Raw genomic sequence first — 12,180 nt, forward strand, 5'->3', positions numbered from 1 at the left:
GATGTAACACCGGAGGCACGTGTCGCGCTCTCCAGGATGGCTCCGGGGGGACCACCATCGATAGCTGGCCAGTCCCGTGGACATCTGGAGAGGACCTGCGATGAGCGATGGCGCCGAACGGCCGAGGGGTCGGGCCGACGACCACGCGCCGACGACCCCGGGCTGGAGCTGCGGCTCCTGCGGCGACGAGTGGCCGTGCGCGACGAAGCGCACCCGGCTGCTGGCGGAGTACGGGGGTGACCGGGCGATGCTCAGCGTCTACCTGGGCTCGTGTCTCGCCGCCGCCGCCGAGGACCTGCGAGCGGCCCCGGTGATGTCGCTCCAGAACCGGTTCATCGGCTGGCTCCCACGCGGCGCGCGACGCCGCTGAGCCCACCGGTGGCCCCGCCCGAGGTGCGCGGGGCCACCGGTTGACCGGACGGGTTCAGGCCCGGCGAGGCCGCCGGGTCAGCGCGAAACCGACCACCCCGGCCACCGCGGCGAGCACGCCGCCGATGCCGGTCCAGATCCATCGCGAGCCGAGATCCGGCAGCCAGTCCGCCGGCGAGTCGCCCTCGTCGTCGGCCTCCGGGTCTGGCGTCGGTACGGCGTTGAGCACCGTCCCCGCCTTCGTGTTCGGCACCAGTGGCGCGGCCAGCGCACCGTCGTCGGCCGAGGCGCCCCGGTCCGCGAGGACGCCGACCAGCAGGTCCACGTCGACGGGCGCGCCCAGATCCGGCTCGGGCAGGTCGGTGACGGAGAGCCGGACGACGTACGTGCCGGGCAGCGGGTCGGCCGACCATGGCTCCGCCCAGGGGCGTACCTCGCGCAGTGTGCAGCCCAACGCCACACTCGACGCCTTGCCGTCCACCGTCGGGGTCTGCGCCCCGGCGGTGCACGCCTGCCGTCGGCGCAGCCCGTCGAACACGTCCACCGTCCAGGTGGAGGCACCGCTGCGTGCCTTCGGGAAGGTGACGGTGGCGCTGATCTCGTGCACCTGACCGGCGGTCGCCGCGAACGACCAGTAGAGGTGGTCGCCGACCGAGGCGTCCACCCGCACCGGCTGGCCGGCCGTGATCGGGGTGGCGGTGAGGAACGAGGTGCCGGCCCGGGTCACCGGCGTGGCGCCCGGAGAGGGGGTGGGGGCCGCCACGGCCGCCCCGGGCAGCAGCGCGGCCCCACCGGCGGCGAGCAGCGCCGCCAGCGACCGGAACAGTGCGGTACGCATCAGTTCTCCCTCCAGGTGGCGACCCACCAGCGGGTGAGCAGGCCGGCGATCAGGCCGGTGAGCAGGCCGGCCACGGTGAGCAGGGCGAGCAGCACCCAGCCCCGTCCGAGATCGGGCCCGTCCGGGGCCCCGGCGGCGGCGACCACGTCGATGGTCAGCTCCACAGGCATGCCGGGCGTCGCAGCGGTGCCCGGGCGTGCGGCGAACGAGTTGCTCACCACCAGGCAGACGGTGGTGGGTTCGACGACGGGCGTCGAGGTCTCGGCTGTCGCGTTCTCGTCGTCGTCGGTGTCCTCGTCGTCGGCGGTGGCCGACCAGCGCAGACCGGCGGAGAGCACGTCGGCCCGGCCGCTGCCGGCGTCCGCGCCGCGGACCAGTTCGCGGCCATCCGCGGCGGTGGCCCGCAGCAGCACCCCGTAGTCCCGGTTCACCGGCCGGTCCAGCGACATGCTCACCGACGCGCGCAGCTCCTGCCCGGGGCGTACGGGCACCCGGTAGTAGCGGTGCTCGGAGAACGCCTCCCGGTCGGCGTAGACGCCGGGGGCGAGCAGGGGCGCGGAGTCACAGGCGTTCGCGCCGCCGACCACGGTGGGGGCTCGGGTGTGGGTGTCACCGGCCCGCTCGACGAGCTGTTTGATCCGGCCGGTCAGCTCGTCGGCGCTCTGCGCGGCGGTGTAGGTGCCTCCGGTGGCCCCGGCGATGCAGAGCAGTTGGCGACGTACCTTCTCGTCGGGCGCGAGACCGAGCGTGTCGACGACCAGGCTGGTGCCCTGCGCGGCGAGTTCCCGGGCCACCTGGCACGGATCCGGCGGCGCGCAGGTGTCCTCCCCGTCGGTGATCAGCACGATCCGCCGGGTGGTGGCGCCGGCGCCCAGGTCCTGCGCGGCGGAGCGCAGCGCGAGCCCGACCGGCGTGAACCCGGTCGGTCGGAGCGTCGCGACCGCCGCCTTGGCCCGTGTGCGGTCGACCGGCCCGACCGGAACGATCTGCTGGGTGTCCTGGCAGCCGACCTTCTTGTCCTTGCCCTTGTAGGTCGCGCCGAGCACCCGGATACCGAGCTGGGTCTCCTCCGGCAGCGCGTCCACCACGTCGTTGAACGCCTGCTGGGCCACCGAGATCCGGCTGCGCCCGTCGATGTCCGCGGCCCGCATCGAACCGCTGACGTCGAGCACCAGCTCGACCCGGGGCGGCTCGGCCACCTGCTCCTCGTCGGCCGCCGCCGGGGCCGGCCCGGTCAGCGCGGTGGTCGCCAGCAGTCCGAGGAGGACGGCCGCCGATCGTCTGAAGTTGATCACGGCCCGCAGTGTAGTGAGATCCACTTTGGATGATCATTGGGGTGGTTGGTCGTCCCGGGATGGCCGGGGACGCGCGGAACCGCCGGGTCAGGCGGGGGCGTCGAGCAGTGCGACAAGCCGCTTCGGCGCGATCTCCCGGTACGCGTCCCGGCACAACTCGTCGATCTCGGCCCAGTCGACGTCGCCGTCGAGTCGTACGCCGAGCCACCCCCGGCCACCGACGTAGGGCGGGCGGAAGAAGCGGGCCGGATCCGAGGCGGTCAGCTCCGCCTGGGCGCCGGTCGGCGCGGCACACCACAGGTGGGGGAAGTCGTTCTGGTGGTGCCCGTCGGCGTGCAGGGTCACGAACACGCTCTTGTCCCGGACGAACCAGGTCGGTGACCCGTGGCTGGGGCGCTCGGTCACCTCGGGCAGCGCGAGGCAGATCGCCCGGACCCGGTCCAACAGTTCCACGGCACCCCGCCTCCCGTCACGATCGCGACGCGACCACGGCGAGCCTAGTGCGTCGGGCCGCATCACCGGCAGTCCTCGTCGGCAGTCCTCGTCGGTGTCGCGACGGCCAATTCGGGGCGCTGGGTCCACGCCAGGTCACCCTCGGTCAACTGCCTTATGGCAAGTATCGGCCCGGCCGATATCCGTCGGAAATCTGACCCAAGTCGACCCGTTGTGCCGGTGGTGCGCGGTGGTTAAGCTCTTGATGCGCGCCCCAATCGCCCGCTTCCCCCGTGGCAGGCGATCGGGGCGCGCGTCTTTGTGTAAGAGGTCGGGCCCGCACGCGAGACGCGTGCGGGCCCGATTTCCGTCGCGCTGTGCGGCGCGTCGCCTGCCGGTGCTTATATCCAGCGACCGTCGAGCCACATTCGGGACAGCCAGTCCGAGTACGGGATCAGCCGGCCCACGAAGATCGGATAGAAGTACGCGAAGCACAGCGCCACCAGCAGCACGTACGCCCCGGCCGCGACGCTGCCCACCAGCCGGCGCTCATAGCCCGCGTCGCCGGGCACCAGGGCCGCCGTCTCACCCACGTCACCCCCGGCCGGGGCGATGAGCGCGCCGAGCACGTACACCACGGCCAGCACCAGGAACGGCAGGGCCGGCGCGACGTAGAACGAGAACATCGTCCGACCGTCGAGGGCGAACCAGAACCAGGGCAGCAGCCCGGCGGCCACGGTGAGCAGGATCGCGCCGGCCCGCCAGTCCCGCCGGGCCACGCCCAGCCACACCAGCGCCACCAGGGCGGGCAGGAACGACCACCAGAGCAGCGGGGTGCCGAGCAGCAGGATCTCCGACGCGCAGGTCGGTGCGCCGCAGGCGCCGTCGCCGGACCAGTGGAACGCCACCGGCCGTCCGAGCAGCAGCCACTGCCACGGCCAGGACTGGTACTTGTGCGGATCGTCGAGTTGGGCGTGGAAGCCGTACGCCGCGCGGTGGTACTCGAAGAGGTTGATCAGCGGGCCGATCACCGGGGTGTCGCTGAGCGAGCCGGTCGGGTACGCCGCCGACGACGCCAGCCGGTAGTAGCCGTCGTCGCTGAGCAGCCACCCGGACCAGGTGGCGAGGTAGGTGCCGACCATCAGCACGCCGGCCAGCACCACCCAGGGCACCTCGTCGAGGAGGGTGTCCCGCCAGGGCCTGCGGACGCCCGCCGAGCGGCGGACCCCGACCTCCCACAGGACCACGAACAGGGCGAACACCGGCACGAAGTAGAGCGCGCTCCACTTGACCGCGCAGGCGCAGCCGATCAGCACCCCGGCGGCGAGGCGCCACCACGGCCACGTGCGCCAGCCGGTCGGCGGTCGGCCCGCGCGCCCCGGCAGGCTCGGGTCGAGCCCGTCGTCCAGGGCGCGCGCCCAGCGTCGACGTCGGGAGTCCCGGTCGAGCACCAGCGCGCCGAAGGCGGCCAGCACGAAGAACAGCAGGAAGATGTCGAGCAGCGCCGCGCGCGACAGCACCAGGTGGAAACCGTCCAGGGCGAGCAGCAGCCCGGCAGCGCAGCCGAGCACCGTCGAGCGGAACAGCCGCCGACCGATGCGGACCAGCAGCAGGACCGACAGCGTGCCGATCACGGCCGCCGAGAACCGCCAGCCGAACTCCGGCGCGGTGGTGAACAGGTGCCCGCCGACGGAGACCTTCGACTCCGCGTCCTGATAGCCGAAGGCCCACTCGCCCACGCCGATCAGCCACTTGCCCAGCGGGGGGTGCACCACGTACGACGGGACGTTGTCCTTGTAGTTCCACTCGACGCCCCGGCTGATCAGCCCGTACGCGTCCTTGGCGTAGTACGTCTCGTCGAAGATCTTGCCCTTGGGGCTGGACAGGCCCACGAAGCGCAGGATCGCCGCGATCGCCACGACCACGGCTGTGGCGATCCATGAGAACGGGTCCATCCGGGCGTCGACGGTGGCGAACCGGCGGCGGACCCCGGCGGACACCCCCCCGCCGTCGGCACGTGGTGCCGTCGGGTCCTGGCCAGGGCTGGGCTCGCCGGTCACCTCGACCGTGTCGGCCGGGTCGGCGCTCGGGCTCTGCGCTGTCGACGCACTCGTCACCCGGCGATCGTAGGCTGCCAGGGTGTCGTGTGGCGCCCGTCGTCCCTGATACCGGTATTCGCTGTCGATGAAGGAGACGATCACGTGGGTGAAATGTCCGAAGCTGGGCGCCTGATCCTGCTCGGTGCCCCGCTCGGCAACCCCGCCGACGCCTCGGTGAGGTTTCGGGAAGTGCTGGCCAGCGCCGACGTGGTGGCCGCCGAGGACACCCGTCGCCTCACCCGCCTGGCCCGCGACCTCGACATCACAGTCGGAGGCCGGATCGTCTCCTACTTCGAGGGCAACGAGGAACGGCGTACGCCCGAACTGGTCGAGGTCATCCTCGGCGGGTACGCGGTGGCGCTGGTGACCGACGGCGGCATGCCGAGCGTCTCCGACCCGGGTTACCGGCTGGTCCGGGCCGCGCTGGACGTCGGGGCGCCGGTCACCGTCGCGCCAGGTCCCAGCGCGGTGACCACCGCCCTCGCCGTCTCCGGCCTGCCCTGCGACCGGTTCTGCTTCGAGGGGTTCCTGCCCCGCAGCGGAAGCGCCCGCCGGTCCCGGCTGCGCGCCCTCGCCGCCGAGGAGCGCACCCTCGTCTTCTTCGAGGCGCCGCACCGGATCGGCGCGGCGCTCGCCGACCTGGTCGAGACGTTCGGGGCGGACCGGCCGGCCGCGCTCTGCCGGGAACTGACCAAGACCTACGAGGAGGTGCTCCGCCGTCCCCTCGGCGAGTTGGCCCGGTGGGCCGCCGAGGGCGATCCGCGCGGGGAGATCACCCTGGTGGTGGCCGGCTCACCGGCGACCGCCCCGGAACGCCCCGACGACGACGCCCTGCGCGCGGCCGTCGCCGAGCGGGAGGCCGCCGGCCGGTCCCGCCGGGACGCCATCACCGACGTCGCCACCGAATACGCGCTGCGCCGCCGCGAGGTCTACACGATCGTGCACAGCTGACCCGCTCGGCGTTCCGGATCCGAGCAGTCGAACCGTCGGCGCACGGGGTCAGGCAGGCTAAACTAAGTCCTTAGCTAACCAGGGAGGTCGCGTCGTGTCGGCTGAGGCTGTGCACTACAACATGCATGATGCCAAGACCCATCTGTCGCGCATCATCGAGCGGGTGGAGCGCGGCGAGGAGATCATCATCGATCGGGCCGGCACGCCTGTGGCAAAGGTCGTGCCCCTGGTCCGGCGAGCCAACCGCACCGCCGTCGGCTCCCTCGCCGGCCGACTGGACCTCTCCGGCGACTGGGACTCACCAGAAACCAACGCCGAGATCGCCGCCGACTTCGGCGTCGGCGCATGACCCTGCTGCTGGACACTCACGTCGCGCTCTGGGCCATCACCGGTGACGCGACCGTCGGCGTCGAGTTCCTCGACCGGCTACGCCACGAGCCGGACATCTTCCTCTCCCCGGTCACACTCTGGGAGATCACCATCAAACAGAGCACGGGGAAACTCGCCGGGCCCCCCGACCTCGCCGAGCGGGTCAGAGACATGGGCTTTCGGGAACTTCCGGTGACCCACGCCCACGCCCTCGCCGCTGGCCGCCTGCCGCCACATCACCGCGACCCCTTCGACCGCATGTTGGTGGCCCAGGCGATCACCGAGAGTCTCACCCTGGCCTCCCGCGACGCGTCGATAGCGCTGTACGACGTGGACGTCCTCAAGGTGTGATCGGGCGGGCCTGAGCCATTCCAGCGCGGCCAGAACCGAACCCGAACCCGTGGATCAAGAGCCGGCGGGGTCACCAGGCGGCGACGAGGAAGCCGAGGGTGATCAGCGCCGGGCCGGCGAGAGCCGCGGCCACCGCCCAGCGGCGGTGTCGCCGGCCGGGCAGACGTGCCGACCCCGTCCACCGGACGATGCCGGCGGCGCAGCCGAGCACCGCCAGCAGCCCGGGCAGCCAGCGCAGGTGTCGGCCGGCGCCGGTGTCGGCGTACGCGGTTCCTCCGTCCGGGCCGGTCATCCGTGCCCGCATCGCAGCCCCGGGCGCGTCGCCCCCGGTGGGTACGCCGCTGACGCGTACCCCGTGGGCCAGGAAGCGCCCGTCGTCGGCCGTGAAGATGCCCCGGCACCGCTGGGTGAGACCGCCGCCGGTGCAGTGGTCGATCGCCACGGTGCCGTCTCGCGCGTGCCCGACCGCGAGCCAGAACGGGCCGGCGCTGACCCAGGCGAAGAAGGCCGCGACCAGGCTCAGCAGCACCAGCGCGGTCAGCCCGGGCAGCGGGTCCGGCAACGCTGTCGTCCGCGACGCCGCGCGGCGGTCCCTCGCCAGGGCGCGACGCTTGGGGGCGACGTCCTCCTGGATGGGGGTGCCGTCCCAGTGCACCTCCTCGATCGGCGCCCAGAACGCGACCTCGTCGTCCGGTGGCCGGTCACCGTCGACCCGGTGGGCATCCCGCAGACGGCTCTGCTGGCGTACCGGCACCCGGCGTGGCACCGCGTCCACCGGTGCCCCGGTGGTCGGCTCCACCTGGACGGGCGGCCGGGCGGCTGGGTGCGCCACGACGGGAGCCCCGGCGGCGGGGTGCGCCTCGTCGGACGCTCGGGCCGGTTCGCGTACCGCCGAGGTGGTATCGGCCGACGGGCCCGGCGGGTTCGGGCGGGCCGGGCTGGGCGCGGGTGCCGTCGGGCTGGGCCGCGCCGGGGTGGGGGCCGGCGCGGTCGGCGTGGGCCGGGCCGGGGTCGCGGTGACCTCCGGCGACCCGTCCCTTCGCGGCGCGGCCGCCCGCCCGGACGGCGTGGGCCGTTGGTGGGTTGGCCGATCGGGTGCGGCGGCGGGGACCAGCCGGGGGTGCGGCGCGACTCCGGTGCCCCGCGGTGCGCCGGACGCCGAGCCTGGCTCGTCGCCGTCCGTCGGCCCGGTGGGACGCTCGTCGTGGTCCCGGGCCGCTCCTCTGCCAGTCACGATGTTCATTGCACACCGGTAGCGCGGGCTGATCGGGCAGGTGGACCGCGTGTCGACGACAAATCGGACCAATGGGCGGGGTGGTCGGTCCGGTCCGGCGGCCCGACACCCCTATTGGTTCGCGGATGCCCCGGGCGGGTCACTAGGCTTGCTGCTCATGAGTCACGTTCTCGCGGCAGTGGCCTGGCCGTACGCCAACGGCCCCCGCCACATCGGCCACGTCTCCGGTTTCGGCGTTCCCTCCGACGTCTTCGCCCGGTACATGCGGATGGCCGGCCACGACGTGCTCATGGTCTCCGGCACCGACGAGCACGGCACCCCCATCCAGGTGCAGGCCGACGCCGACGGGGTGACCCCGCGCGAGCTGGCCGACAGGTACAACAGGGTCATCGTCGAGGACCTGCACGGCCTCGGGCTCTCCTACGACCTGTTCACCCGCACCACCACCCGCAACCACTACGCGGTGGTGCAGGAGCTGTTTGAGGGGATGTACCGCAACGGCTACATCGTGCCGAAGACCACCATGGGTGCGATCTCGCCGTCCACCGGGCGCACCCTGCCCGACAGGTACATCGAGGGCACCTGCCCGATCTGCGGGTACGACAGCGCGCGCGGCGACCAGTGCGACAACTGCGGCAACCAGCTCGACCCGATCGACCTGATCGACCCGAAGTCGCGGATCAACGGTGAGACCCCGAAGTTCGTCGAGACCGAGCACTTCTTCCTGGACCTGCCCGCCCTGGCCGACGTGCTCCGCCAGTGGCTGGACACCCGGGAGGGGTGGCGGCCCAACGTGCTGCGGTTCTCCCGCAACCTGCTCGACGACCTCCAGCCCCGGGCGATCACGCGGGACCTGGAGTGGGGCGTGCCGATCCCGCTCGACGGCTGGCGGGACCGCCCCGACAAGCGGATCTACGTCTGGTTCGACGCGGTGATCGGCTACCTGTCCGCCTCGATCGAGTGGGCCCGCCGCTCCGGCGACCCCGAGGCGTGGCGCAGGTGGTGGTCCGCCGACGGGGAGGGCAAGGACGCCCGGTCGTACTACTTCATGGGCAAGGACAACATCGTCTTCCACTCGGTGATCTGGCCGGCGCTGCTCTCCGGATACTCCGGCGAGGGCTCCCGCGACGGCGAGCCGGGCGAGCTGGGCCAGCTCAACCTGCCCACCGAGGTGGTCTCCAGCGAATACCTGACCATGGAGGGGCGCAAGTTCTCCTCGTCCCGCAAGGTCGTCATCTACGTCCGCGACTTCCTGGAGCGCTACGACGCGGACGCGCTGCGCTACTTCATCGCCGCCGCCGGCCCGGAGAGCAACGACACCGACTTCACCTGGGCCGAGTTCCTGCGCCGCAACAACGACGAGTTGGTCGCCGGCTGGGGCAACCTGGTCAACAGGTGCGTCTCGCTGGCGGCGAAGAACTTCGGGGCGATCCCGCCGGTCGACCCGGCCGGGCTCACCGAGGCCGACGAGGCGCTGCTCGCAGTCGCCCGGACCGGGTTCACCACGGTCGGTGACCTGATCGGCCGGCACCGGCAGAAGCAGGCCATCGGCGAGGCCATGAGGGTGGTCGCCGAGGCCAACAAGTACCTGTCCGAGCAGGCGCCGTGGAAGCTCAAGGACGAGGCCGACAAGCCCCGCATGGGCACCGTCCTGCACGTCGCCCTCCAGGTGATCAGCGACGCCAACACGCTGCTCACCCCGTTCCTGCCGCACTCCGCGCAGCAGGTGCACGAGCTGCTCGGCCGCACCGGCGTGCACGCGCCGATGCCTGTCATCGAGCAGGTCGACGACCTGGACGGTGGGCCGTCCTACCCGGTGCTGACCGGGGACTACACGGTGGGCGCGCGCTGGGAGTCGGTGCCGCTGGAGACCGGCACGCCGCTTGCCGCGCCGAAGCCGGTGTTCCGCAAGCTCGACCCGTCGATCGTCGACGAGGAGCTGGCCCGACTGGCCGGCTGAGCGTACGACGCCCCCGGCGGCAGGGCATCCGGCCGCCGGGGGACGTCACATCGCGTACCGGGTGTCCATGACCTGGTCGTTGCTCACCTCGGTGCCTGGTGCCCACGTCTCGTAGACACCCCGGTCGTGGCACTGCGCGCCGGTGGCGATCACCGCGTCCGGGTCCGGGTGGCGCAGCCGCAACCGCAGCCAGCCGGCTTCCTCCCGCAGCACCAGGCACGACACGCCCCGCCACTGCGCGAACCGGACCCGGCGGGCCACCGCGTCCACCGGATAGCGGGCCGCCCGGGTCATCGCCAGCACCCGGAACCCGCCGGGCAGGTCGGCCACCGCCTCGTACTCCGTGTCGCCGTACAGCCCGACCAGTTGGGTGGAACGCGGGGCGTCGCCGGTCGGCACGTACTCCTGGTCGGGGGAGAGGCCCGGCACCGCGGCGAGCAGATGCCGCCACTGCGGGCCCACCATCCGCAGCCAGGCGCGCTGCTCGGCCTGGTAGCTGTAGAGCACCACCTCCACCCCCTCCTCGGGGTAGGCGAGCAGGGTCGCGTTCGCCGGCATCGGCAGGTCGGCGAAGTCCCGGGTGATGAACTCCGGGACGAGTTGGCCGTTGCTCGGCACGAAGCCGGTGCCCAGCACCGGAGGGCCCAGGCGGTCCCGGGACGACAGCGCCGTCAGACCCCGGTGCGCCTCGCCCACCGGCACGTCGTAGTCGCCCGGGTCGGCGGCCCGCCAGCGCAGCGCGTACGCCACGTCCGAGCCGTCCCGACCGACGTCGCCGTCGGTGCGCAGCACCGTGGTCGCCGACGGCGTACGCAGGTGCGCCACGTCGTGCTCCCGGTAGCAGAAGCCGTGCGGCAGCCAGCCCCGCACGTACCCGGCGAGCTGCCGTGCGGAGAGGATCTTCACCATCCGGGTGCCGCGCCGGACCACCGCCGAGGCGCGCACCGCTGCCAACACCGGGTCACCCGCCGCGGACGGCTGCTGGCTGAGGTGGTGTACGTGCGACCAGCCGCGCTCCCGGTGCGCCGGCATCATCAGCGGTGTCTCCGGCTCCTCGGCCGGCTCGGCGGCCCCGTGCACCCCGCTCACCTCGGTGACGTGCACGAACCGACGCCACGGCAGGGCGCTGCCCGGGCGCGGCGCCCGCTCGAAGCCGGCCACCTCCTCGGCGCTGAACAGCTCGTACGCGGCACCCCGGGCGATCTCCTCGGCCGGGTAGACGCCGCCGCCGAACGCCACGCGAAGCCCGGTGCGCTCACTGGCGGGACTGCTGAGCTCGCTCACGCGGCGACGGTAGAGTCGCGCGGCGTAGTCGAGGTGAACGCCGGGTGGCGGGCGGATGGACGGGCCCGGTGTGTGATGCTGTCGCTGATGAGCGAGCCGACTGAAACCCGCCGCGAGCGTGCCGCCCGGCGGGCCGGAGAGTTCCCGCCCGCCCCCGAGCCGCTGCCCCGGCCGGTGCTGGACAGCCACACTCACCTGGACATCACCGTCAGCGAGGCCGGCGTACCCGGTGGTGGGCCGTCCGACGACCCGATCGCCACGGCGATCACGGTGGCCACCGGGGTCGGCGTGGACCGGCTGGTCCAGGTGGGCGTGGACGTGGCGTCCTCGCGGTGGGGCGCGGACATCGCCGAGGCGTATCCCGCAGTGCTGGCCACCGTGGCGCTGCACCCCAACGAGGCGCCCCGGCTGGCCGACCTCGACGAGGCACTGCGGGAGATCGAGTCCCTCGCCGCCCGCGACCGGGTCCGGGGGATCGGCGAGACCGGCATGGACTTCTTCCGCACCGGCGACGAGGGGCGCACCGCGCAGGAGGCGAGTTTCCGGGCGCACATCGCCATCGCCAAGCGGTACGGCAAGGCGCTTGTCATCCACGACCGGGACGCGCACGCCGACGTGCTGCGGATCCTCGACGACGAGGGCGCACCGGACACGGTGGTGCTGCACTGCTTCTCCGGTGACGCCGAGTTCGCCCGCGAGTGCGTACGCCGGGGCTACCTGCTCAGCTTCGCCGGCACCGTCACCTTCGGCAGCGCCACAGCCCTGCGCGAGGCCGCCGCGCTCACCCCGCTGGACCAGATCCTGGTGGAGACCGACGCCCCCTACCTCACGCCGACGCCGCACCGTGGCCGGCCGAACGCCTCGTACCTGATCCCGCTGACCGTCCGCGCGCTCGCCGCGACCACGGGCAGTGACCTGGACGAGCTGTGCGCGGCCATCTCCGCCGCCGGCGACCGGGCCTTCGGGCCGTGGTGAGCCCGGCCCGGCGGCCGGTCCCG

Annotated in this window: 12 protein-coding genes; 6 read left to right on the top strand and 6 right to left on the bottom strand. The window is 73.0% G+C overall.

The features are described 5' to 3' along the window. Nucleotides 1–100 precede the first annotated feature (100 nt). Nucleotides 101–370: a hypothetical protein gene (locus ACLQ26_RS17360; RefSeq protein WP_425745388.1), complete on the top strand. Its 270-nt coding sequence runs from the start codon at nt 101–103 to the stop codon at nt 368–370. Nucleotides 371–424: 54 nt separating this feature from the next. On the opposite strand, the gene ACLQ26_RS17365 is transcribed toward ACLQ26_RS17360, so the two are convergent. The 4 genes from ACLQ26_RS17365 to ACLQ26_RS17380 all read right to left on the bottom strand — a co-directional run bounded on the left by ACLQ26_RS17365 (nt 425) and on the right by ACLQ26_RS17380 (nt 4,889). Then, nucleotides 425–1,207 carry a peptidase gene (locus tag ACLQ26_RS17365; RefSeq protein ID WP_425745389.1) on the bottom strand — a complete coding sequence of 261 codons (783 nt, stop codon included), beginning with the start codon at nt 1,205–1,207 and terminating at the stop codon, nt 425–427. Further along, on the bottom strand, nt 1,207–2,502 hold the full coding sequence (locus tag ACLQ26_RS17370) for a VWA domain-containing protein (RefSeq protein ID WP_425745390.1): 1,296 nt from the start codon (nt 2,500–2,502) through the stop codon (nt 1,207–1,209). Before ACLQ26_RS17370 ends, ACLQ26_RS17365 begins: the two co-directional genes overlap by 1 nt. A gap of 87 nt (nt 2,503–2,589) precedes the next feature. Beyond that, on the bottom strand, nt 2,590–2,955 hold the full coding sequence (locus tag ACLQ26_RS17375; protein WP_425745391.1) for an MmcQ/YjbR family DNA-binding protein: 366 nt from the start codon (nt 2,953–2,955) through the stop codon (nt 2,590–2,592). A gap of 380 nt (nt 2,956–3,335) precedes the next feature. After that, nucleotides 3,336–4,889 (bottom strand): dolichyl-phosphate-mannose--protein mannosyltransferase, encoded by a 1,554-nt coding sequence (locus ACLQ26_RS17380; protein WP_425745504.1) that lies wholly within the window; start codon nt 4,887–4,889, stop codon nt 3,336–3,338. Between the two features lie 255 nt (nt 4,890–5,144). Here ACLQ26_RS17380 and rsmI point away from each other — a divergent pair, with 255 nt between their 5' ends. The 3 genes from rsmI (at nt 5,145) to ACLQ26_RS17395 (ending at nt 6,704) form a co-directional block, all read left to right on the top strand. Then, nucleotides 5,145–5,984, top strand: coding sequence for a 16S rRNA (cytidine(1402)-2'-O)-methyltransferase (gene rsmI, locus ACLQ26_RS17385; protein WP_425745392.1), 840 nt, complete (start codon nt 5,145–5,147; stop codon nt 5,982–5,984). 94 nt (nt 5,985–6,078) lie between these two features. Beyond that, a complete protein-coding gene (locus ACLQ26_RS17390; protein ID WP_425745393.1) occupies nt 6,079–6,333 on the top strand; it encodes a type II toxin-antitoxin system Phd/YefM family antitoxin in 255 nt (84 codons plus the stop codon). Next, the gene (locus ACLQ26_RS17395) at nt 6,330–6,704 is read left to right on the top strand and encodes a type II toxin-antitoxin system VapC family toxin (protein WP_425745394.1); all 375 of its coding nucleotides are present in this window, start codon (nt 6,330–6,332) and stop codon (nt 6,702–6,704) included. The genes ACLQ26_RS17390 and ACLQ26_RS17395 overlap by 4 nt, the downstream gene beginning before the upstream one ends. Before the next feature lie 70 nt (nt 6,705–6,774). Here the strand turns inward: ACLQ26_RS17395 and ACLQ26_RS17400 are convergent, their stop codons facing one another. After that, a complete protein-coding gene (locus ACLQ26_RS17400) occupies nt 6,775–7,938 on the bottom strand; it encodes a hypothetical protein (RefSeq protein ID WP_425745396.1) in 1,164 nt (387 codons plus the stop codon). A gap of 157 nt (nt 7,939–8,095) precedes the next feature. Between ACLQ26_RS17400 and metG the strand changes: the two genes are divergently transcribed. Beyond that, nucleotides 8,096–9,898 (top strand): methionine--tRNA ligase, encoded by a 1,803-nt coding sequence (metG, locus tag ACLQ26_RS17405; RefSeq protein WP_425745397.1) that lies wholly within the window; start codon nt 8,096–8,098, stop codon nt 9,896–9,898. A 45-nt stretch (nt 9,899–9,943) separates the two neighbouring features. On the opposite strand, the gene ACLQ26_RS17410 is transcribed toward metG, so the two are convergent. Next, nucleotides 9,944–11,182, bottom strand: a complete 1,239-nt coding sequence (locus ACLQ26_RS17410; RefSeq protein WP_425745398.1) for a hypothetical protein — start codon at nt 11,180–11,182, stop codon at nt 9,944–9,946. A gap of 75 nt (nt 11,183–11,257) precedes the next feature. Here ACLQ26_RS17410 and ACLQ26_RS17415 point away from each other — a divergent pair, with 75 nt between their 5' ends. Then, a complete protein-coding gene (locus ACLQ26_RS17415; protein ID WP_425745399.1) occupies nt 11,258–12,157 on the top strand; it encodes a TatD family hydrolase in 900 nt (299 codons plus the stop codon). Nucleotides 12,158–12,180 lie beyond the last annotated feature (23 nt).

Source organism: Micromonospora sp. DT43, assembly GCF_049841645.1.
Taxonomy (GTDB): Bacteria; Actinomycetota; Actinomycetes; order Mycobacteriales; family Micromonosporaceae; genus Micromonospora.